The organism is Ilumatobacter fluminis (genome assembly GCF_004364865.1).
GTDB lineage: Bacteria > Actinomycetota > Acidimicrobiia > Acidimicrobiales > Ilumatobacteraceae > Ilumatobacter > Ilumatobacter fluminis.
The window spans coordinates 3,367,197-3,389,064 of record NZ_SOAU01000001.1 but is presented as its reverse complement, the minus strand read 5'-3'; the positions used below and the strand labels follow the sequence as shown (position 1 = coordinate 3,389,064).

At 69.0% G+C, this 21,868-nt stretch carries 23 protein-coding genes; 13 read left to right on the top strand and 10 right to left on the bottom strand.

Going from position 1 to position 21,868, the window contains the following annotated elements:
* The first annotated feature begins 13 nt into the window (after nt 1-13).
* From BDK89_RS15345 to BDK89_RS15300, 10 genes are all read left to right on the top strand, one after another.
* The gene (locus BDK89_RS15345; RefSeq protein ID WP_133869783.1) at nt 14-589 is read left to right on the top strand and encodes a dTDP-4-dehydrorhamnose 3,5-epimerase family protein; all 576 of its coding nucleotides are present in this window, start codon (nt 14-16) and stop codon (nt 587-589) included.
* Nucleotides 586-1,551, top strand: a complete 966-nt coding sequence (rfbB, locus tag BDK89_RS15340; protein ID WP_133869782.1) for a dTDP-glucose 4,6-dehydratase — start codon at nt 586-588, stop codon at nt 1,549-1,551. Before BDK89_RS15345 ends, rfbB begins: the two co-directional genes overlap by 4 nt.
* On the top strand, nt 1,551-2,396 hold the full coding sequence (rfbD, locus tag BDK89_RS15335; protein ID WP_133869781.1) for a dTDP-4-dehydrorhamnose reductase: 846 nt from the start codon (nt 1,551-1,553) through the stop codon (nt 2,394-2,396). Before rfbB ends, rfbD begins: the two co-directional genes overlap by 1 nt.
* Before the next feature lie 97 nt (nt 2,397-2,493).
* Nucleotides 2,494-3,063 carry a mismatch-specific DNA-glycosylase gene (locus BDK89_RS15330; protein ID WP_133869780.1) on the top strand — a complete coding sequence of 190 codons (570 nt, stop codon included), beginning with the start codon at nt 2,494-2,496 and terminating at the stop codon, nt 3,061-3,063.
* Nucleotides 3,060-4,127: a glycosyltransferase family 4 protein gene (locus tag BDK89_RS15325; protein WP_133869779.1), complete on the top strand. Its 1,068-nt coding sequence runs from the start codon at nt 3,060-3,062 to the stop codon at nt 4,125-4,127. The genes BDK89_RS15330 and BDK89_RS15325 overlap by 4 nt, the downstream gene beginning before the upstream one ends.
* Complete coding sequence (locus tag BDK89_RS15320; protein WP_133869778.1) at nt 4,124-5,242, top strand: glycosyltransferase family 4 protein; 1,119 nt, start codon at nt 4,124-4,126, stop codon at nt 5,240-5,242. The genes BDK89_RS15325 and BDK89_RS15320 overlap by 4 nt, the downstream gene beginning before the upstream one ends.
* A gap of 13 nt (nt 5,243-5,255) precedes the next feature.
* Entirely contained in the window at nt 5,256-6,485 is a 1,230-nt protein-coding gene (locus BDK89_RS15315; protein WP_133869777.1) for a glycosyltransferase family 4 protein, read from the top strand.
* Between the two features lie 47 nt (nt 6,486-6,532).
* A complete protein-coding gene (locus BDK89_RS15310; RefSeq protein WP_133869776.1) occupies nt 6,533-7,435 on the top strand; it encodes a hypothetical protein in 903 nt (300 codons plus the stop codon).
* Nucleotides 7,435-8,433, top strand: a complete 999-nt coding sequence (locus BDK89_RS15305; protein ID WP_133869775.1) for a nucleotidyltransferase family protein — start codon at nt 7,435-7,437, stop codon at nt 8,431-8,433. Before BDK89_RS15310 ends, BDK89_RS15305 begins: the two co-directional genes overlap by 1 nt.
* 17 nt (nt 8,434-8,450) lie before the next feature.
* Nucleotides 8,451-9,362 (top strand): NAD-dependent epimerase/dehydratase family protein, encoded by a 912-nt coding sequence (locus tag BDK89_RS15300; protein WP_166657611.1) that lies wholly within the window; start codon nt 8,451-8,453, stop codon nt 9,360-9,362.
* 4 nt (nt 9,363-9,366) lie between these two features.
* Here BDK89_RS15300 and cofD read toward each other — a convergent pair whose 3' ends face one another.
* The gene (cofD, locus tag BDK89_RS15295; protein WP_133869773.1) at nt 9,367-10,335 is read right to left on the bottom strand and encodes a 2-phospho-L-lactate transferase; all 969 of its coding nucleotides are present in this window, start codon (nt 10,333-10,335) and stop codon (nt 9,367-9,369) included.
* On the bottom strand, nt 10,332-11,414 hold the full coding sequence (locus BDK89_RS15290; RefSeq protein ID WP_166657610.1) for a glycosyltransferase family 4 protein: 1,083 nt from the start codon (nt 11,412-11,414) through the stop codon (nt 10,332-10,334). The genes cofD and BDK89_RS15290 overlap by 4 nt, the downstream gene beginning before the upstream one ends.
* Before the next feature lie 75 nt (nt 11,415-11,489).
* Between BDK89_RS15290 and gmd the strand changes: the two genes are divergently transcribed.
* Nucleotides 11,490-12,482 (top strand): GDP-mannose 4,6-dehydratase, encoded by a 993-nt coding sequence (gene gmd / locus BDK89_RS15285; protein ID WP_133869771.1) that lies wholly within the window; start codon nt 11,490-11,492, stop codon nt 12,480-12,482.
* Between the two features lie 12 nt (nt 12,483-12,494).
* Here gmd and BDK89_RS15280 read toward each other — a convergent pair whose 3' ends face one another.
* From BDK89_RS15280 to BDK89_RS15270, 3 genes are read right to left on the bottom strand one after another with little or no spacing between them, the layout of a single operon-like run.
* Entirely contained in the window at nt 12,495-13,082 is a 588-nt protein-coding gene (locus BDK89_RS15280) for an NAD(P)H-dependent oxidoreductase (RefSeq protein ID WP_133869770.1), read from the bottom strand.
* Nucleotides 13,082-13,672: an NAD(P)H-dependent oxidoreductase gene (locus BDK89_RS15275; RefSeq protein ID WP_166657609.1), complete on the bottom strand. Its 591-nt coding sequence runs from the start codon at nt 13,670-13,672 to the stop codon at nt 13,082-13,084. The genes BDK89_RS15280 and BDK89_RS15275 overlap by 1 nt, the downstream gene beginning before the upstream one ends.
* Nucleotides 13,669-14,289, bottom strand: coding sequence for a GNAT family N-acetyltransferase (locus BDK89_RS15270; protein ID WP_133869768.1), 621 nt, complete (start codon nt 14,287-14,289; stop codon nt 13,669-13,671). The genes BDK89_RS15275 and BDK89_RS15270 overlap by 4 nt, the downstream gene beginning before the upstream one ends.
* A gap of 54 nt (nt 14,290-14,343) precedes the next feature.
* On the opposite strand from BDK89_RS15270, the gene BDK89_RS15265 reads away from it, so the two are divergent.
* Complete coding sequence (locus BDK89_RS15265) at nt 14,344-15,501, top strand: MalY/PatB family protein (protein ID WP_166657608.1); 1,158 nt, start codon at nt 14,344-14,346, stop codon at nt 15,499-15,501.
* 89 nt (nt 15,502-15,590) lie between these two features.
* Nucleotides 15,591-16,499 (top strand): cytochrome c biogenesis CcdA family protein, encoded by a 909-nt coding sequence (locus BDK89_RS15260; protein ID WP_133869766.1) that lies wholly within the window; start codon nt 15,591-15,593, stop codon nt 16,497-16,499.
* 1 nt (nt 16,500) lies between these two features.
* On the opposite strand, the gene BDK89_RS15255 is transcribed toward BDK89_RS15260, so the two are convergent.
* The 5 genes from BDK89_RS15255 to BDK89_RS15235 all read right to left on the bottom strand — a co-directional run bounded on the left by BDK89_RS15255 (nt 16,501) and on the right by BDK89_RS15235 (nt 21,863).
* The gene (locus BDK89_RS15255; protein WP_166657607.1) at nt 16,501-17,175 is read right to left on the bottom strand and encodes a DUF2889 domain-containing protein; all 675 of its coding nucleotides are present in this window, start codon (nt 17,173-17,175) and stop codon (nt 16,501-16,503) included.
* A 190-nt stretch (nt 17,176-17,365) separates the two neighbouring features.
* The gene (locus BDK89_RS15250; protein ID WP_133869764.1) at nt 17,366-19,162 is read right to left on the bottom strand and encodes a phosphoenolpyruvate carboxykinase (GTP); all 1,797 of its coding nucleotides are present in this window, start codon (nt 19,160-19,162) and stop codon (nt 17,366-17,368) included.
* A 204-nt stretch (nt 19,163-19,366) separates the two neighbouring features.
* Complete coding sequence (locus tag BDK89_RS15245; RefSeq protein ID WP_133869763.1) at nt 19,367-19,591, bottom strand: S1 domain-containing protein; 225 nt, start codon at nt 19,589-19,591, stop codon at nt 19,367-19,369.
* A gap of 100 nt (nt 19,592-19,691) precedes the next feature.
* The gene (rpmB, locus tag BDK89_RS15240; RefSeq protein WP_133869762.1) at nt 19,692-19,880 is read right to left on the bottom strand and encodes a 50S ribosomal protein L28; all 189 of its coding nucleotides are present in this window, start codon (nt 19,878-19,880) and stop codon (nt 19,692-19,694) included.
* 93 nt (nt 19,881-19,973) lie between these two features.
* Nucleotides 19,974-21,863 carry a DEAD/DEAH box helicase gene (locus BDK89_RS15235; RefSeq protein ID WP_133869761.1) on the bottom strand — a complete coding sequence of 630 codons (1,890 nt, stop codon included), beginning with the start codon at nt 21,861-21,863 and terminating at the stop codon, nt 19,974-19,976.
* Between the last annotated feature and the right edge of the window lie 5 nt (nt 21,864-21,868).

The window sequence follows — 21,868 nt, the reverse complement described above, 5'->3', positions numbered from 1 at the left end:
AGCCGTTCGAATCATGAGTGTGCAGATCGTCGACTTCGCCGTCGCGCCCACCGACATCGACGGCCTGTTCGTCGTCACCCCCAAGCAAGTGACCGACGAACGCGGCACGATCCGCGAGCTGTTCCGGCGCTCGGCGTTCGAGTCGGCCGGTGTCGCCCTCGCCCCGTTCGGCCAGATCAACGTGACCGAGACCCGGCTCGGTGCGATTCGCGGTCTGCACGCCGAATCGATGACGAAGCTCGTGTCGGTCGCCGCCGGTTCCGCCTACGGGGCCTACGTCGACCTGCGGCCCGAGTCGGCCACCCGTGGAGCCTCGGTCACGGTCGCGCTCCGGCCGGGTGTACAGGTGCTCGTCCCGTCGGGTGTCGCCAACGGCTTCCAGGCCACCAGCGATGGCTGCCAGTACGTCTACTGCTTCGACGCCGAATGGCAGCCCGGCATGGCCGGGCAGGCGTGCAGCCCACTCGACGCCGGCGTCGACTGGCCGATCGCCGTCGACCCGGACGACCCGATGCAGGTGTCGGTCAAGGATCGGTCGGCGCCGTCGCTCGCCGACGTGCTCGCGAACCATTCGGAGGAGACGACGTGAAACTCTTCGTGACCGGCGCCGCCGGTTTCATCGGATCGAACTACGTGCGATGGGTGCTGGCGAACAGCGACCACGAGATCACGGTGTTCGACAAGCTCACCTATGCCGGCAACCGGGCCTCGCTCGACGATGTCGTCGACGACCGTCGGTGTCGGTTCGTCCAGGGCGACATCTGCGACCAGGATGCGGTCACCGAACACCTGCCCGGTCACGACGCCGTCGTGCACTTCGCCGCCGAGACCCACGTCGACCGCTCGATCAGCGACCCGTATGCGTTCGTGCACACCAACGTCTTCGGCACGAACGTGCTGTGCGACATCGCCCGCCGGAGCGACGTGCAACGGTTCCTGCACATCTCCACCGACGAAACCTACGGCTCGATCGAGGAGGGCTCGTTCGCCGAGGGCGACCTGCTCACGCCGCGGTCTCCCTACTCGGCGGCCAAGGCGGGCTCCGACCTGCTCGCGCTCAGCTATCACACCACCTACGGGCTCCCCGTCGTGGTGACGCGGTGCTCGAACAACTACGGGCCGTACCAGTTCCCCGAGAAACTGATCCCGCTCTTCACGACGAATCTGCTCGACGGCAAGACGGTGCCGTTGATGGGCGACGGCGGCAACATCCGCGACTGGATCCACGTCGAAGACCACAACCGCGCCGCCCACCTGGTGCTCGAGCGCGGCGAGGTCGGCGAGGTGTACAACATCGGCGCCCACAACGAGGTCACCAACCGCGACATCACCGAGCGGCTGCTCGCCCTGACCGGACGCGACGAGAGTGCCATCGAATGGGTCCCCGACCGCCTCGGGCACGACCGCCGCTACTCGGTCGACATCGACAAGATCTCGGCGCTCGGCTGGACGCTCGAACGCGACTTCGACCAGGGCCTCGAGCACACGGTCGACTGGTACCGCACGCACCGCGACTGGTGGGAGCCGCTCAAGGCTCGCGCCGGCCTCTGATGCGCATCCTCGTCACCGGCGCTGCCGGACAGCTCGGCCACGACCTCGTGGCGACCTGCGTGGCGTCGGGCGACGACGTCCACGCCGTCGATCGCGCCGCCCTCGACGTCGGCGACCGGGATCGTGTGGCGTCCGTCGTGGCCGACGTCGGCCCGGACGTCGTCGTCAACTGTGCTGCCTGGACGGCGGTCGACGCATGCGAGAGCGACCCCGAACGGGCGATGCGCGACAACGGCGATGCCGTTCGTTGGCTGCGTGAGGCTTGCGACACCGCCGGTGCGCACCTCGTCCAGATCAGCACCGACTACGTCTTCGACGGCACCTCGGACCGCCCGTACGTCGAGACCGACGAGACCAACCCGCAGTCGGTGTACGGCCGATCGAAGCGGGCCGGCGAAGTCGTCGCGGGGGAGCGCTCGACGATCGTCCGCACCTCGTGGGTCTGCGGTGCGGCCGGCGGCAACATGGTCAAGACCGTGCTGCGGGTCAGTGCCGAGCGCGACACGCTGTCGTTCGTCGACGATCAGCGCGGCTGCCCCACCTTCACCGCCGACCTCGCACCGCTCGTCCGTCACCTTGCGGCCGAACGCCGCTCGGGCATCTTCCACGCCACGAACCAGGGCGCGGTCAGCTGGTACGAGTTCGTCCGCGACATCGTCGCCGCCGCCGGCCGCGACCCGGAGATGGTCCACCCGATCTCGACCGTCGACCTCGATCCACCGAGGCCGGCTCCGCGTCCGGCCAACAGCGTCCTCGACAACGCTGCCCTCCGCGATGCGGGCATCCCCCTGCTGCGGCCGTACCACGAACCCCTCGCCGAACTCGTCGCCCAGCTGGTCGGTTGATGTCAGACATCAACCGACCGATCGCGGACGGTCGGTGGCGCCGGGGGTCGGTTGATGTCTGACATCAACCGACCGGGTTCGGCGTACCCTGCCGCCGATGGGTTTCACGCGTGCCGAACTCGAGTCGTTCCGCGACGCCGAGGTCGACGACCTCGTGGGGCCGGGACTGCGGTTGCTGTTCGTCGGCATCAACCCGGGCTTGTGGACCGCGGCGACCCAGACCCATTTCGCCCACCCCGGCAACCGGTTCTACCCCGCTCTGCTGCTGGGCGGGGTGATCGAGCGGGAGATCGACCGGGGGAGCGGCATGACCGACGACGATCGCAGCCACCTGATCGAACGCGGCATCGGCATCACGAACGTCGTCCGTCGAGCGACGGCGAAGGCGTCGGAGCTGTCCGCCGAGGAGTACCGGCGCGGCGGTGAGGAGCTCCGGGCTCGGATTCGCGAACTCCACCCTGCCGTCGTGGCGGTCGCCGGCGTCACGGCGTACCGCACGGCGTTCCGCTCGCCGAAGGCGCAGATGGGATTCCAGGATGAGCCGTTCGAGGGCGCTCAGCTCTGGATCGTCCCCAACCCGAGCGGCCTGAACGCGCACGAGACCGTCGACTCGCTGGCCGCGGCGTATCGCGAGCCGGCGATCGCTGCTGGCATCATCTCCGCATGATCCGCGTCGCCTACACGCTCGAGCAGTGCTGGCACGACGTGCCGGGTGGCACGGCTGTGGCCACGCTTCGCGTGCTCGACGAGCTGCTCCGGCGCGACGACGTCGAGATCGTCGGTGTCGCCGGACGGCACCGAGCCTCGCCCGACGCCGCCTTCGTACCGGCCATCGACGTCGCGCAGCTGCCGATCGCGCGACCGTGGCTGTACGAGACCTGGAATCGGGTCGGGTGGCCGACCGTCGAACGTGCGACAGGGCCGGTCGACGTCTGCCACTCCACGATCGCGATCCCGGCTGCCACGAAGGCGCCGCACGTCGTCACCGTGCACGATGCGGCGTTCGTCCACACGCCCGAGCGGTTCACGCGGCATGGTGTCCGGGTGATGACCGCCGGGCTCGACCGATGCCGCACCGCCGATCTGGTGCTGTGCCCGTCGCAGGCGACCGCCGACGACCTGACGTCGATGGGGTTCGACCCGGAGCGGCTCCGCGTCGTGCCGTGGGGCGTCGAGCAGGTCGCCGTCCACGCCGACGACGTCGAACGGGTCCGCTCGACCCACGGTCTCCCCGACGAGTTCGTGTTGTTCGTCGGCACGATCGAGCCCCGCAAGAACCTGCCTCGTCTCGCTGCGGCGATGCAGCATCTGGAGCACCGGATGCCCCTCGTCGTGGCCGGCGCAACCGGCTGGGGCGACGTGGAGGTCGATGGTGCGGCCGACGTGCGGTTCCTCGGCTTCGTCCCCCACGGCGAACTCCACGCGCTCTACGCAGCAGCCTCGGTGTTCGCGTATCCGAGTCTGCAGGAGGGCTTCGGGATGCCCATCCTCGAGGCGATGACCACCGACACGCCCGTGGTGACGAGCCGGGGCGGTGCGACCGAGGAGGCCGCCGGCGGTGCAGCGTCATTGGTCGACCCGACCGACGTGGAATCGATCGCCACAGGGATCGACGCGGCACTCGAACGGCGCGACGAGCTGGTCGCGGCGGGCCGCCGGCGGGTCTCCGACGCATCGTGGGCCTCGGCGGCTGCTGCCACGGCCGACGCCTATCGCGAGGTGCTCTCGTGACGATCGGCGTCGCCGTCAATCTGACCTGGATCGCGCCCGGTCGGGTCGGCGGGTCGGAGCAGTATCTGGCGCGGCAGATGCTCGGTCTCGACGCAGTCGGCGCCGACGTCGACGTCCGGATCCTGTGCACACCGTCGTTCGAGCGGGTCCACACCGCGCTCGACGAGCGATTCGAACTCGTGACGACACCGATCGATCGCGACAACCGCGGCGTGCGGATCGCACTCGAGCACACGTGGCTGGCCGCCCGCACCCGGAGCGCCGACCTGGTCCATCACGGCGGTGGCACCACACCGATGGTCGGTCGACGGCCGATCGTGCTGACGATCCACGATCTCCAGTACCGGCGGTTCCCCGAGTACTTCAGCGACGCCCGGCGGCGCTACCTCGACGCGATGATGCCGCGGTCGGTCGCGCGGGCGTCGGTGGTCACCACCCCGACCGAGTACGTCCGTCGGCGCGTGATCGACGTGTTCGGCGCCGATCCCGAGCGCGTGGTCGTGGTGCCGCACGGGGTTCCCCCGGTGCCGGCTCAAGATGCCGACGACGTCGCCCGGGTGCGGGATCGGTTCGGCCTCGGCGACCGCCCGATCGTGGTGTACCCGGCGATCACACACCCGCACAAGCGCCACGACGTCCTCGTTCGGATGCTCGATCACCTCGACGACGACACGACGGTCGTGCTCACCGGTGGGGCGGGTCCGGCCGAGGAAGCGCTGCAGGCGTTGATCGCCGCGTCGGGGCACGCCGAGCGGGTGGTCCGACCGGGCAGGGTGAGCGCCGACGACCTCGATGCCTTGATCGCCGGGGCCGACGCGCTCGCCTTCCCGAGCGAATACGAAGGGTTCGGAGCACCGCTGGTCGAGGCGATGGCGCTCGGCACACCGGTGGTCGCGTCCGACGCGGACGCCGTGCGCGAAGTGGTGGGTGACGCCGGCGTGATCGTCGAGGGCGGCGCCGACCCGGCATCGTGGGCCGACGCGCTCCGTATCGCCCGGTCGCAGCGGGCCGACCTGGCTCGGCTCGGCCACGACCGGCGCGACGCGTTCACGCTCGACACGTCCGGAACGGCACTCGAGGCTGCGTACCGGCTCGCCGTCGAGGTCGGCTCGTGACAGGCTGCCCATCGTGAAGATCGTCGTCCTCGGTCCGCACTTCGCCCCCGACACGGCGCCCACCGGCACCGTCCTGACCCGCATCGTCGAGGAGCTGGCCGCCCACGGCCACGAACTCCACGTGGTGACGTCGCTGCCGTGGTACCGGGCCCACCGGATCGAACCGGGGTGGACCGGGCGTCTCGTGCGAACCGAGCAGGTCGAGTGGGGCACCATCACCCGGATCCACCCGTTTCCGGGTGACGACAAGTCGAACCTGGTCCGCCGGGCGCTCGGTTTCGTCGCCTTCTCGATCCTCGCCGGCGTCGCGGCGCTCCGAGCCGGCGGGTGGTTCCGCCGCACCGACGCCGTCTTCGCGATGTCGCCCCCACTCACGCTCGGCCTCACCGGTTGGCTCGTCGCCCGACTCCGCCGCGGCCGGTTGCTGTTCAACATCCAGGACGTCTTCCCCGACGCCGCCGTCCGAACCGGAGCGATCACGAACCGGCGCGTCATCGCGGTCGCGTCGTGGCTCGAGCGTGTGAGCTACCGGCGAGCCGACGCCGTGACGGTGCTGAGCGACGACCTGCGCGACAACGTCGCCGGCAAGGTCGACGAGCTCACGGCCCGGCGGGTGCACGTGATCCCCAACTTCGTCGACACCGACCGGATCGCCCCCGCCGATCGGATGACCGACTACCGCGCCGAGCTCGGCTTCGACGGCCGCCCGATCGTCCTCTACGCCGGCAACGTCGGGTTCTCGCAGTCGCTCGACCTGATCGTCGCAGCCGCCCGCGCCTGCCCCGACCTCGGCTTCGTCGTGAACGGTGACGGCGCTGCTCGTGCCGAACTCGAGTCGCAGGCCTCCGATGTCCCGAATCTCCGCTTCGTCGGGTACCAGCCGATCGAACGTCTGCCGGAAGTGCTGGCCACCGGCGACGTGCACGTCGTCCCGCTCCGTGCCGGTCTCGGCGACGTCAGCGTGCCGTCGAAGACGTATTCGAGTCTCGCCGCCGGGCGACCGGTCGTCGCGTCGATCGACCCCGGTACCGAGATCCCGAGACTGCTCGACGAGGCCGGAGCCGGCGTCAGCGTGCCGCCCGACGACCCCGACGCGTTCGTCGCCGAACTACGGCGCCTCGCCGACGACGCTGCGACCAGGGAACGACTGGGAGCATCCGGACGGCGGTGGGTCGTCGAGCACGCGTCCCCGTCGGCGATCGGCGCGGCCTACGACGACCTGATGCGCCTGATCACCCGCTGAGATCGCTGCCGGAGGTTCCGGAGCGTGCTCCGATAGCCTTGCGACCCGTGGCAAGCAGTTCGTCGACCAAGAAGGCCGCCAAGCTGGCGCAGAAGGGCAAAGGACAGAAGGTCCGCTTCCAGGGCGGGACCATCTTCCCGCTCGCGGTCGCGATCACGCTGATCGTCGGCCTCGGACTCATCGTCTACGCCCGGCAGACGGTGCCGGCAGCCGATCAGTCGCCTCCGACCATCAACGACCACTGGCACGCCGCCTACGGCTTCTACCTGTGCGACGGCTGGGTCATGCTGAACGGCAACCTGGAAGAGCGCAACTCCCAGGGCCAGTTCACCAACACCGACTTCATCCGTTCGGGCATCCACAGCCACGACGACGGTGTCATCCACTGGCACCCGTACACGTCGCGGGCCACCGGTCGCAATGCCACGCTCGGCGTGTTCCTCGAGAGCTACCAGGTCGAACTCGACGACGAGTCGATCAAATTCCCGTCGGCCGGCTCGGTCGGTCCGAACCCCGAGTTCGTCGCCGAGGCGCCCTCGGAGATCCTCACCGAGTACATCGAAGGCGAGACGCAGTGCGACGGCGAAGACGCCGAAGTCACGGTCGTCGCGTGGGGGTCGTTCACCGACACCGACGGCGGCAACCGCTACATCGCCAACATGAACAACATCCACGTCGACAACGACGGCATGGTGTTCGGCATCTACTTCACGCCCGACGGCACCGACCAGGTCATGCCGCCGTGGGCGCCCGATCTGCCCGAGCTCGGCGCCATCGACAGCGGCCAGCTCCGTCCGGAAGACCTCGAGTCGCTGCTCGAGACCGAGACGCAGACCTCGATCGACGGTGGCACGGTGCCGCCGAGCGACACCCTCGTCGACGACGAGTCCGGTGACGACACCGACACCGACACCGGTGACGACACCGGCGACACGGAAGACGACGGCTGATGCTCGCCGTCGTACTGGTCGGCGGGTTCGGCACCCGGCTCCGCCCGCTCACGTACGACGTTCCGAAACCGATGCTGCCGGTCGGCCACCGGCCGATGATCGTGCAGCTGGTCGAACGCCTCGCCCCGTGCGGGGTCACCGACGTCGTGCTGGCGCTCGGTTTCCGGCCCGAGCCGTTCGCGGCGGCGTTCACCGACGATCGCTGCGGCGACGTGAACATCCACTATGCCGTCGAGCCCGAGCCGCTCGACACCGGTGGGGCGATCGCCTTCGCCGCCCGCCACGTCGGCGTCGACGACACCTTCATCGTCGCCAACGGTGACATCATCACCGACCTCGACGTCGCCGAACTCCTGGCAGCCCATCGTTCGGTCGGCACCGACGCCACGATCCACCTGACCCCGGTCGACGACCCGTCGGCGTTCGGTGTCGTCGAGACCGAGTCCGATGGCCACGTCCGACGCTTCGTCGAGAAGCCGGCCCCCGGTGAGACCGACTCGAACCTGATCAACGCCGGCACCTACGTGTTCGAGCCGTCCGTGCTCGATCTGGTCCCCGAGGGCGAGCGCGTCTCGGTCGAGCGGGTCGTGTTCCCGGCCCTCGTCGCCGATCGTCGGCTCGCCGCGATGTCGACCGACGATTACTGGATCGACGCCGGTCGCCCCGAGCTGTACCTGCAGGCCAACCTCGACATCGTGAGTGGCCGACGCGCCGTCCGAGTCGACGCCGTCGAGTCGGGCGCCGCCGTCGACGCCTCGGCAACGGTCGACGACTCGGTCGTCTCGGCCGGCGCCACCGTGGGCGCCGACGCGGAGGTGCGCGGCTCGCTGGTGCTCCCCGGTGCGACGGTCGCCGCCGGCGCTCGCGTCGACAACTCGATCGTGGCCGGCACGGTCTCGGCGTCGGCCTCGGTGACCGACTCGGTCATCGGTCCGACCTACTCCGTGCCCGAAGGCACGGCGGTGGTCGACGAGCGGTTGCCCGCAGACGCTCCCTGACCGGCCAGAATGGCGCCGTGACGAGCGGTTCGACGGTGACGAGTGCCTTGGTGATCGGCGGTGCCGGGTTCATCGGCTCGCACCTGGTCGAGCGACTCCTGGCCGACGACGTCGCCGTCGACGTGGTCGACGACCTGTCCCACGGCAGCCTCGGCAATCTCGCCGACGCCCGCAACGCCGCCGGAACCCTGAAGATCCACCACCTCGACGCCGGCAGCGCCGAATGCGCTGCGCTCATCGGCATGCGCCGCCCCGACGTGATCTACCACTTGGCTGCCGTGCCCCGCAGCCGGTCGACCGACGAACTCTCCCGGGCGTTCGCCACCACGATGACCGTCGTCGACGCCGCCCGTCACCACGGCGTGGCGAAGATCGTGACGGCGATTCCCGCCAGCGCGATCTACGGCCGGCCGGCGAGCAAGGACGTCCCGGTGAAAGAGCGCCCGCTCGAACCGCGTGGCGTCCGAGGCGTCGTCGCCAGAGCGACGGTCGATCTGCTCGAGGCGGCGCGCGATCTCGACGCCGTCGAGTTCACCGCACTCGCTTTGGGCACCGTGTACGGGCCTCGCCAGCGTCCCGATGGAGGCGTCGTCGCTGCATTCGCGGACGCAGCGCGGTCAGGCGAGCCCGCCATCATCCGCGGCGACGGCCGACAGACCCGAGACTTCGTGTTCGTCGACGACGTGGTCGACGCACTCGGGCGCGCAGGGGCGAAGGGGAGCGGGCTGGTCATCAACGTCGGGACGGGTGTCGCCACGCCCGTCCGTGAGGTCTGGCAGCAGGTGTCGGGCGCCGCGTCGCCCGAACCGGTCGCCGAGCCGGCCCCGATCGACGAGCTCCTGCGCTTTGCCGTGTCGCCCGTGCGTGCCCGTATCCATCTCGGGTGGGCGCCCTGGACCGACCTGTCGGACGGTCTGGCTCAGCTCTGACCGGTCAGCGTGCGAACTGCAGGCAGGTTCGAGCCAGTTCGGCACCGACGCCGGCCTCCGACATGATCGTCGGGGTCACGACACAGCGCATGCCGGCCGCTTCGACGGCGTCGCGGTGGTCGGCGTCGACGGTGTCGACGACGAGTGCCGATGCGACCGGCGCGTAGAGACCGGCGACGCCGGTCACCGACGGCTCGACGCCGAGTTCGGTGAGCATCCGGTCGGCGGGGCCCTTGAGCGCCGCGCCGCCCACGATCGGCGAGATCGCCACCACCGACTCGCGTCGGGCGACGAGCGCCTCATCGATGCCGGGCAGGGCACGCAGGGGCCCGATCGACACGATCGGGTTCGACGGGGCGATGACGACCACGTCGGCGTCGTGGAGGGCAGCGAGCACCGCATCGGTGGGCCGGGCGTCGTGGTGCTCGAAGCGCACATCGGTCACGGGCACGCCGTGCCGGAGGCGTACGAAGTAGTCCTGGAAGGTGACCTCGGACCCGGCCTCGTCGCCGTCGCCGCCGAGGGTCACGAGGGTGCGGAAGCGGTCGTCGGTGACCGGCAGCATGCGCAGCCCGAGATCCCACGCGGCGGCGATCTCGGCGGTGACCTCCGTCAACGACGCGCCCTCGGTGAGGCGAGCCGTCCGGTAGAAGTGCGTGGCCAGGTCGGTGTCGCCGAGGTTGAACCAGGTCGGTGCGGCACCCGAACCGGCGGGACGTACCTCGGCGTACCGGCCGAGTGCCGCCATCGCGTTCCAGGTCTCGCCGGCGAGGCCCCACCCCCGCTCGTCGTCGGTCGCGCCGGCCAGGGTGTAGGTGATCGTGTCGAGGTCGGGTGAGATCGACAAGCCGTGCAGCACGGTGTCGTCGGCGGTGTTGATCACCGCTGTCACGGTCGACGCTTCGACAACGTCGAGCAGGCCCCGGAGGAATCGTGCGGCACCGACGCCGCCGCACAGCACGGTCACGTTCACGAGGAGCCTCCCATCGCGCTCTCGTAGAGGTCGACGACGCCGGCGGCGGTCGTGTCCCAGTCGAACCGGCGGACGTTGCGGTAGCCGGCCTCGAGCAGTGCGAGCCGCCCGTGCCCGTCGATCGCCTCGACGATCGCGTCGGCGAACACCGACGCCGACCGGGTGGGATCGTCGACGAGCACGGCGCCCGTGCCCGCCACCTCGGGGATCGAGCCGACGGCCGTTGCGACGACCGGTGTGCCCGCGGCCTGGGCCTCGAGCACCGGGAAACCGAATCCCTCGTCGATCGACGGGTAGGCGAGCGCCGCCGCGTTCCGGAGGAGCCAGAGCTTCGACGCGTCGTCGACCGGACCCATGCGGTCGACCCCGTCGGCCACGCCGAGCCGCTCGATCGCAGCATCGACCGCATCGCTGTCGTCGCCCGGCGCACCGACGAGCACCAGGCGGAGCCGCGGATGCTGCTCGCGCAGGAGCGCGAAGGCCTCGACGAGCACCGGCAGTCCCTTGCGTCGTTCCTCGGTCCCGATCGCGATCACGTAGCGCGCACCCCGCAGACGATCGACCGGCAGCGGCTCGATGTCGACCGGCGTCGGCGGAGGACCGAGCAGGACGGTCCGGACCCGGTCGGTGTCGAGCAGGTCGCGGACCGCGTCGGCGGTGACGTCGGAGCTCGCATGGATCCACGCGCCGCGCCGGACGGCTCGACGCAGGTTCGCGCCGGCCCGCCGCACGAGCGCCGACGCCTGTTCGGGGTGACGGAGGAACCAGCAGTCGTAGACGGACACGACCGCCGGCATCGCGGTGGCCGGGGCGACGTAGTTCGTCCCGTGCACGAGGTCGGCGCCGTCGAGCCAGCGATCGGCCTTCGGTGCGTCGGCCCTCGACCAGACGTGGGACGCGACGATGCCGGGCAGCGGGAGTCGACGATGACCGGGTTCCGGCGTCGAGCGTCCGCTGACGAGATACGGCACCAGGTCGACGTCGTCGCGTCGGGCGAGGGCGTCGATCATGCCCGCTGCGGCCATGCCGACACCGGTCCGGTGGCCGTAGAGGGGTCCGGCGTCGATCGCGACCTTCATCGGGCGGTCACGGTAGCCGCAGGAACGTCCCGTCCCCCTCGTAGACTCGCTGCGTCCCCGAGTCAGGAGTTCTCCGTGCCACGCGCGTTCATCACAGGTATCACCGGTCAGGACGGCCGTCATCTCGCCGAGTTCCTGCACGGGAAGGGGTACGACGTCTACGGGATGGTGAAGGGGCAGAACAACCCGCGGGCGCAGTCGGTGATCGACGAGATGCCGTTCGTCGAGTTGGTGCCCGGTGACTTGGCTGATCTGCCGTCGTTGGTGGCGGCGCTGGAGTTGTCGCAGCCCGACGAGGTCTACAACCTGGGTGCGATCAGTTTCGTGGCGTTGTCGTTCAACCAGGCCGAGTTGACGGCGAACCTGACGGGGTTGGGTGTGTTGCGGATGCTCGAGGCGATCCGGATGATCGGCGGCACGCACGACAATCCGATCCGCTTCTACCAGGCCTCGTCGTCGGAGATGTTCGGCAAGGTGCGTGAGACGCCCCAGACCGAGTCGACGCCGTTCCATCCGCGGAGCCCGTACGGGTGCGCGAAGGTGTTCGGTCACGACATCGTGGTGAACTACCGCGAGAGTTACGGGCTGTTCGCGTGTTCGGGCATCTTGTTCAATCATGAGGGGCCGCGTCGCGGGATCGAGTTCGTGACCCGGAAGGTGACGAACGCGGTGGCGCGTATCAAGCTCGGGTTGCAGCACGAGTTGGTGTTGGGCAACCTCGACGCGAAGCGCGACTGGGGCTATGCGGGTGACTACGTGAAGGCGATGTGGCTGATGCTGCAGCAGGACGAGCCGGACGATTATGTGATCGCGACCGGTGAGACGCACTCGATCGAGGAACTCGTCGAGCGTGCGTTCGCCGAGGTCGAGATCGACAACTGGCGTGACTATGTGCGTCAGGACCCGAAGTTCTTCCGGCCTGCCGAGGTCGATCTGTTGATCGGCGATCCGAGCAAGGCCCGTGAGCAGTTGGGCTGGAAGCCCGAGGTGAGTTTCCCCGACCTCGTGTCGATGATGGTCCAGAACGACCTCCAGCTCGAAGCCGCGAAAGCCGGCATCGAACTCTGACCCGGGCGTCGGTCAGCGCAGCTTGGAGGCGGCGATCTCGACGCGGTCGAGGAAGTCGGCCCGCTTGACGGGGCCGCACGTGTCGATGCCGTAGAGCGCCACCCACTTGGTGCGCACACGTCGGCTGCACATCGCCCGCAGCGACCGGATGATCGTCCGCTTCCCGGACTCGCCTTCGAGGACGTTGATCCACTTCGAGCTGCCGTGGCTCGTAACGATCATCAGGCGTCGGATGTCGCGCAGCAGCGGTCGGACCACGTTGGAGCCCTCGGGGAGTTCCCATGCCACACCGGATGCCCAGACGCGGTCCATCCAGCCCTTCAGCATCGCCGGCTGGCCGCTCCACCACGTGGGATAGACGAACACGATCGCCTCCGCCCAGCGCAGGTCGTCGGCGTACGACTCGAGGCCGGGAGCGACACCCGGCTCATGATGGCGTTCGATCTCGTCGACGGTGAGCTCGGGCTCGAACCCGTCGGCGTACAGATCGGTCAGTCGCACGTCGTGGCCGGCCTTGCGGAGGCCGGCGAGGGTGCGGTCACGCATCGCTGCCCCGAACGAGTCGGGATTCGGATGGCAGTAGACGACCAGGGTGCGCATCACCACGACCCCACCTTCGTCTCGACCTTGTCGAGGAACGCGGCCCGGTCGGCGTCGGACGACGTGTCGATGCCGTACAGAGCGAGCCAGCTCGGACGCGCTCGCCAACCGCACGACATCCGCAGCGCGCGCGACAGTACGCGTCGCCCGTTGTCGTTCATCAGTATCGCGTAGTGGCGTGGTGACCCCCAGGTGCTCACGCCGACGATCCGTCGCACGTGCTGCAATCCGGGACGCACCTTCCCGGTCCGCTCGTCGAACGTGAACCCGACGCCGGGCACCATCGTGCGTTCGAGCCAGCCCTTCAGGATCGCCGGGAGACCGCTCCACCACGTCGGGTAGACGAACACGAGTAGTTCCGACGCCCGGAGCAGGTCGACGTGTCGCTCGACCTGCGGGTCGAGGATCGGGTCGTCGGTGTCGTAGGCGATGCGCTCGTCGACCGACATCGCCGCCCGGAACCCCTCGGCGTACAGATCGATGGTGACGGCGTCGTGTCCGGCCGACCGCAAGCCGCGCTCGGCCGCCGCTGCGGCGGCGTGACAGAAGCTGTCGTGCTTCGGGTGGGCGATGACGATCAGGGCCTTCATGGTTGCACCCCCATCTTGGTCTGCAGGTGCGTTCGCACATCGGGCCATTCGTCACGAATCACCGAGTACACCGCAGCTTGGCGCGGCGACGGGCTCGGCGTGTCGGCGACGATCCGGTGGTTGCGCAGGATGCCTTCGAACGTCGCTCCGATCGACTCGATGCCACCCCGGCTCCGGGCGTTGCGGGCATCGGTCACGATCTGCACACGCCACGCGTCGTACACCTCGAACGCGTGCCGCAGCAGGAGGTACTTGGCCTCGGTGTTGATGCCGGTGCCCTGCGCCGACCGGGCGAGCCAGGTACCGCCGATCTCGACCTCGTCGGGTACGTCGCGGCCGCGCCACCACCGCAGGTCGAGGTAGCGGGTGCAGCCGACGGCGCGGCCGGTGTGCTGATCGATCTGGGCGAACGGCAGCACGAGCCCTGCCGCGTGGTCGGCCAGCAGCGATGCCACGTAGTCGTCGGTCGCGTCGAGCCCGTCGGGAACCCACGTGAGTCCGAAGGTCGACCGGTCGGCGGAGGCCGCCTCGGCGAGGTCGGCGACGTGATCGGTCGACAACGGTTCGAGACGAACCCGTGACCCGGTGAGGGTGACGGGCGTGAGGGGTGCCGCCATGCGGGCTGAATCTAGCGTCGATCGTCGATCCGGCCGATGTGTCACACTCCCGGGATGGCGAACAACGACCCGTTCGGGCTGCGATCGCTCGACGTCGAGGCGCTCCGTCGACGACGCGGTGCCAAGTGGATGGCACACCCGGCCCCGTTCGCGGCTTGGGTCGCCGACATGGACTTCGAGGTGGCGCCACCGATCGCCGAGGCGCTGCACGAGGTGATCGATCGCCACGAACTCGGCTACCCGAACTGGGGTGGCCCGTACGCTCTTTCTCCGGCAGCGAAGCTGTTCCCGGCCCGGATGGCGCAGCGGTACGGCTGGGATCTCGACCCCGACCGGGTGCACGACCTGATCGACGTGATCCAGGGGGTGCGAGCGGCGATCCACCACCGGAGCGAACCGGGCGACGGTGTCGTGCTCCATCTGCCGGCATACCACCCGTTCCTCGACTCGATCGAACCAGCGAGTCGGCGCCTGATCGGCATCGGCCGCACCGAAGACGGCTTCGACTACGACGACCTCGAGGAACGGCTCCGACACGACTCACGTGCCCGGATCTGGATCCTGTGCCATCCGCACAACCCGCTCGGCCACGTCTTCGACCTGCCCGAGCTCGAACGGATCGCCGACATCGCGCTGCGCCACGGCATCACCGTCGTGTCCGACGAGATCCATGCCGACCTGACGATGCCGGGCACCACGCACATCCCGTTCGCCTCGCTGGCGTCGGAGGTGGCGGCGCACACGATCACCGTGACGTCGGCGTCGAAGGCGTTCAACCTCGCCGGGCTCCGGTGGGCGGTCGTCCACGCCGGCGACCGGACGTTCCACGACGCACTCGACGCCCTACCGGGGCACTATCTCGGCGCACCGAACCTGATGGCCGTGACGGCGGCGACGGCTGCCTGGACCCGTGGCGACGACTGGCTCGGCGCCGTCGTCGGCGTCATCGACGAGAACCGCACCTCGCTCGTCGACCTGCTCGCCGAACACCTGCCCGAGGTGCGATATCGGCCGCCCGCAGCCACGTACCTCGCCTGGCTCGACGTGTCGGCGCTCGACCTCGGCGACGACCCGGCCGCCGTGTTCCGAGAACGGGGCGTCGAACTCAGCGCCGGCCACCAGTTCGGCCGTGGGGGAGAGGGCCACGTCCGAATGAACCTCGCCACCAGCCCGAGCGTGCTCGCCGAGATGGTCGCGGCCATGGCGGGCTGATCCGACCCGGGCCCTTCGCCCCTTTTCGTGTTTGTTTCGCACGGTCGGCATGCGAGGAACACGGTGCTGCTCTACCGTGTTTTCCTGTCGTGCTGAACGGACCATTCGCCCTCGCTCTCACCGCCGGCATGGCGGCGACCGTGAACCCGTGTGGGTTCGCGCTCCTGCCCGCCTACCTGTCGGCGTTCGTCGGCCTCGACGACAGTGCCGCACGTACGACGGCCGTCGCTCGCGGCATGAAGGTGTCGCTGGTGCTCACCGCCGGTTTCATCGCGGTCTTCGGGATCTTCGGCCTCGTGATCTCCGGGGTGGCGAGCGAACTGCAGCGCTACCTGCCGTGGGCGACGATCGTGATCGGCATCGGTCTGGTCGGGCTCGGTATCTACCTGCTCACCGGTCGGCAGATCATGCTCAACATTCCGAAGCTGCAGAAGGGCGGCGCCGACGGCACCTTGCTGTCGATGTTCCTGTTCGGTGTCTCGTACGCCGTCGCATCGCTGTCGTGCACGATCGGCCCGTTCCTCGCCGTGACCTCGACGACGTTCCGCAACGAGAACTATCTCTCGGGCGTGATGGTGTTCGTGCTCTACGGCCTCGGGATGGGGCTCGTCGTCAGCGTGCTCACCATGGCGGTCGCCCTCGCCAAGGACGGCATGGTGGCGAAGTTCCGATCGCTCCTGCCGAAGATGAACAAGATCGCCGGTGTCCTGCTCGTGATCGCCGGCTTCTACGTTGCGTACTACGGCTACTACGAGGTCCAGCTGTTCTTCTTCGACGGCGAACTCGACGATCCGATCATCGACGCCGGCGAATCCGTCCAGTCGTGGTTGCAGGGCCTCATGCCCGACACCGGCAACTACTGGCAGTGGGTGATCGGCGCGCTGGTGCTGCTGGGGGCCGGCATCGGCTGGACCGCGTACCGGTCGCGGCGCTCGGCAGCGGCCGACGAACCCGACCCGCTCGACCCGTCCGACGTCTCCGACGTCGAGACCGTCTGAGTCACCCGTCGAAGTCGACCGGGGTCTCGATCCCGAGCTCGTCGAGTCGGCGCTGCATCGGGATCGGCACCGACGGACCGCCCCCGGCTCGCCGCTCGGCGAGGGCAGGGCCGTCGTCGGCCCAGACGTGGCACGAGTTGATCACGTAGGCGAGGTTGCCGTCGCCGCTCCCGGTGCGTTCGCGCGACACGACCGGATTGTCGGCCCCCGCCCGCTTCGCCGTCGCCGCACGCATCGACCAGAAACACTGCACGGCGACCGGTGCCATTGCCTGGAGCAGCGCCGTGGTGTGCGTACAGCCGCGCGGGCCACCGAAGAGCTCACGCACCTTGTGGGTGAAACCGCGTGCGATCGACAGACCGACCAGCTGCTCGTAGTGCGTCTCGATCGACGGGCAGGTCGGGTGCGGGTGCGACTCGAAGTGCACCGTCGCCGCGACGATCTCGAGGCTCGGGAATCCCACCTCGAAGCTCAGCTGCATGTGGTGGATGGTCAGGGGCTCCGGGTCGTCGGGCACGTAGAGGCCGGGCGGCTTCTGGTCGCGCACCGCTCCCTGGATCAGGAGCCGGTCGTCGGCGATCTGGAACGCCCGCACGCGGTACTCCCGGTCGTGCAGGACCTCGAGCGCGTCCGGTGGCGGCTCGGGCAGGATGTCGTCGGTCGCGAACGAAGTCACCCCGCCGATCTAGCAGAACGGCGGGGTGATCTCCGAGTCGTCAGGTCGTCGACGTCGAGGCGCAGCTGCGCCGTGCTACGAGAGCTGCGCCGTGCTGACTACGAGAGCTGCGCCGTGCTGACTACGAGAGCTGCGCCGTGCTGAATACGAGAGCTGCGCCGTGCTGACTACGAGAGCTGCGCCGTGCTGACTACGAGAGCTGCGCCTCGAGCGTGTCGACGGCCATCTGGAGCTGGGCCGGGAGCTTGTCGCCGAACTTGGCGTAGTGCTCGCGGATCTGCGGGATCGCCGCCTTCCAGCCATCGGCGTCGACCGACAGGATCGCGTCGAGATCGGCGTCGTCGATGTCGAGCCCGTCGAGGTCGAGTGCGTCCTTGGTCGGGAGTCGACCGATGGGCGTGTCGGTCACCTCGGACTGACCGTCGCAGCGCTCGAACACCCACTTCAGCACCCGGCTGTTCTCACCGAACCCGGGCCACAGGAACCGACCGTCGTCGTCGCGCCGGAACCAGTTCACGAAGAAGATCTTCGGCAGGTTGTTCGGGTCGGTCGCCTTGCCGATCGTCAGCCAGTGGGCGAAGTAGTCGGCGTAGTTGTACCCGCAGAACGGCAGCATCGCCATCGGGTCGAAGCGAAGCTCGCCGAGCGAGCCCTCGGCAGCGGCTGTCTTCTCCGACGCCATGATCGAGCCGAGGAACACGCCGTGCTCCCAATCGAACGCCTCGGTCACCAACGGCACCGTGGTACGGCGACGACCGCCGAACAGGATCGCCGAGATCGGCACACCCTTCGGGTCTTCCCATTCGGGGGCGCACACGGGATTCTGGTCGGCCGGCGCGGTGAAGCGTGCGTTGGGGTGTGCCGCCGGCGTGTCGGCGTCGGGGGTCCAGTCGTTGCCCTTCCAGTCGGTCAGGTGCGCCGGAGCGTCGCCGCCGATGCCCTCCCACCAGACGTCGCCGTCGTCGGTGAGCGCCGTGTTGGTGTAGATGCAGTTGCCCGGTTCGAGCGCCCGCATCGCGTTGGCGTTGGTGTCGTAACCGGTGCCGGGCGCGACCCCGAAGAATCCGGCCTCGGGGTTGATCGCGTAGAGGCGTCCGTCGTCGCCGAACTTCATCCAGCAGATGTCGTCGCCGATCGTCTCGGCGCTCCAGCCGGGGATGGTCGGCACCAACATCGCCAGGTTCGTCTTGCCGCACGCCGACGGAAACGCGGCGGCGATGTACTTCGACTCACCATCCGGGTTCGTGAGCTTCAGGATCAGCATGTGCTCGGCGAGCCAGCCGTCGTCGCGGGCCATCACCGAGGCGATGCGCAGCGCGAAGCACTTCTTGCCGAGCAGGGCGTTGCCGCCGTAGCCGGATCCGTACGACATGATCTCGCGCGTCTCGGGGAAGTGCACGATGTACTTGTTCTCGGCGTCGCACGGCCACGGCACGTCGGCCTCACCGTCGGCGAGGGGAGCACCGACGGAATGGACGCACGGCACGAACTCACCGTCGGAGCCGAGGACGTCGAGCGCGCCCTGTCCCATGCGGGTCATGATCCGCATGTTCGTGGCGACGTACGCCGAGTCGCTCAACTGCACGCCGATATGGGCGATCGGCGAGCCGAGCGGGCCCATCGAGAACGGGATCACGTACATCGTGCGACCCTGCATGGCTCCCGAGTAGAGCCGCTTCATCTCCGCCCGCATCTCGTCGGGATCGCGCCAGTTGTTGTTGGGCCCGGCTTCTTCCTCGGTGGCCGAGCAGATGAACGTGCGGTCTTCGACGCGGGCGACGTCACCCGGGTCGGAGTGGGCCCAGTAGCTGTTCGGGCGCTTCGCCTCGTCGAGGCGGGTGAACGTGCCGGAGTCGACCAGCGACTGCGCGAGTCGGTCGTATTCCTCGGCGGAGCCGTCGCACCAGTAGATGTCGTCGGGCTGGAGGATCTCCGCCCACTCGTCCACCCACGCCTCGAGACGTTCGTTCGACGTGGTTGCTGCCATGTTGTTCTCCCCGTGAGTTCAGCGCATCGGCGTCGTTGCCGGGCGTGTGGCGTGTACCCAGTGTGACCGATCGGTGAACGGGCGTGGGAGGCCAGGGGGAGCGCGCCGGGGAGTTTGTGCAGATGTGCGATCGGAAAAACAGATCGCGGGGCGCGCCAGGATCGCTGGGAGTGGGAGAACGGGTGTGTTCGAGGCGGGCCGGCGTCAGTTGACGCCGGGGGTGCCCATGTCGATCTCGGAGCCGAGGCGCAGCCGAGTCGCCAGGCCGTCACCGTCGAGATCGAACACGACGCGCTGGCCGGGTCGCAGCATGCGGAACAGGGAGTTCTCGATGGCGTTGCCGGCCATGTCGTAATCGGCCAGGTCGGTGTCGCACATCACGACACCGATGCCCGTCGCCGGATCGTACGCCTTCACGACACCTTGCATGGGGGAGAGGTTACCGCCCGGGAGCGTCATCGCCCCAGACGCGCAAAAGCCGACCGCGCCACCGTGATCGGCGGTGCGGTCGGCGTCGGACGCGGCCTGATCAGGCCTTCTGGACCTTGCCGGCCTTGATGCAGCTGGTGCAGACGTTGACGCGCTTGGTCGCGCCCTTCACCGATGCGCGCACGCGCTGGATGTTCGGGTTCCAGCGACGCTTCGTACGACGGTGCGAGTGCGACACCGACATGCCCCACGAGGGGCCCTTGCCACACAATTCACAAACCGATGCCATTTGACTGCTTCTCCTGCGACTTCGTTACGTACCTGGGGACGGCCGATCGGGCCTGTCCACACGGCTGACACATGCTATCGGCGGAACGAGGAACTACCTCGCGTCGCGCCGCTGCCCTTTTCGGTGCGGCTTCGGTCCGCGACCGCCCTTCGGGCCCCGGCCGCCACGGTCGTCGTCGTACCGGTCGCGGCGGCCGCCCTTGCGGTCACCGCCACCGTCGTTGTCGACGAACCGGCGGACCTTGGTCGACTTGCCGCGGATCTCCGACTTGTTGAGTGCCGAGATCGCCTCGTCGACCTTGCGCTCGGGGACGCCGACGACGCTGTAGTGGTCGGAGATCCGGATCGGGCCGATCAGGCGGCCCGGCAGGTCGGCCTCGTTGGCCACGGCGCCGACCAGGTCGCCCGGGCGGATGCCGGCACGTCGGCCGAGTCCGATGTAGAGGAACCCGGTCGGCTCGTCGTTGTCGCGGGCTCGCTCGTCGAACGTTCCCGACCGTTCGCGCCTCGGCTCCCGCTTGCGCGGCTCGTCGGTGCGACGGGCATCGGGGATCTCGACATCGTCCTCGTCGTCGGGGACGTTCGCCTCGTGGGCGAGCGACAGGGCCGCGATCGCGATCGAGCGGAGGTCGTGGTGGTTGACGAGGTCGTCCACGACCGCGGCGAGATCGCCGTCGTCGTCGTCTCGTTCGAGTGCGGCGACGAGCGACTCGGCGGTCGACGCGACCTGCTGGTCGCGCAGGTCGGCGAGGGTCGGCACCGACGCCAGCTCGATCTTCTGCTTCGTCAGCCGTTCGATGTTCGACAGCTGACGCTGCTCGCGCGGCTCGGCGAGCGTGATCGCGACACCGTCACGGCCGGCGCGACCCACACGTCCGATGCGGTGCACGTAGCTCTCCGGTGCCGACGGCACGTCGTAGTTGACGACATGGGTCAGGGTGTCGACGTCGATACCGCGAGCAGCCACGTCGGTGGCGATCAGCAACTCGGCGGTGCCGTCGCGCAGGCGATTCATCACCCGGTCGCGCTGCAGCTGGTCCATGCCGCCGTGCAGGGCTTCCGCGCGATAGCCGCGTCCGTTCATCGTCACGGTCAGCTGGTCGACCTCGCCGCGGGTGCGGCAGAACACGATCGCCGCGGTCGGCGACTCCATGTCGAGGACGCGACCGAGCGCTGCCGCCTTGTGGCTCCGCTTCACGACGTAGGCGCGCTGGAGGATCGTGGCGCTCGATGTCTCGCCCTGTCCCTTGGCGATCTTGATGCGGACCGGATCGCGCTGGTACTTCTTGGCGATCGAGTTGATCTTCGGGGGCATCGTCGCCGAGAACAGGATCGTCTGACGGGTCTCGGGGGTCGCGGCGAGGATCGCCTCCAGGTCGTCGGCGAAACCCATGTCGAGCATCTCGTCGGCCTCGTCGAGCACGACCATCTCGACCTCGTCGAGCGGGAGCGATCCGCGACCGATGTGATCGACCGCTCGACCGGGTGTGGCGACGACCACGTCGACGCCTCGCTCGAGCTGCTTGAACTGACGGTGGATCGGCTGACCGCCGTAGATGGGCACGACACGGATTCCGATGTGGCGGCCGTAGTTGAAGATCGCCTCGCTCACCTGCATCGCCAGCTCGCGGGTGGGCACGAGCACCAAAGCGGCGGGCGCCTCCCGGCGACCCGTGTGGGGCTCGACGCGCTGCAGGATCGGCAGGGCGAATGCAGCGGTCTTGCCGGTGCCGGTCGCAGCCTGGCCGAGGAGGTCGTTGCCCTCGATCAGCGGTGGGATCGTTTCCGCCTGGATCGGTGTGGGTTCCTCGTAACCGAGCTCGTCGAGCGCAGCCAGGATCTCGGCGCGCAACCCGAGGTCGGCGAACCGCACCGCGTCGTCGGTGGCCTGCTGGTCGGTCTCGGGCGCGTCGGCCGACTCCGCGGCCTCGTCGTTCTGGCCGCCGTTCTGGTCGGTGTGGTCGTCGTTGTGGTCGTCGTTCATCAGGC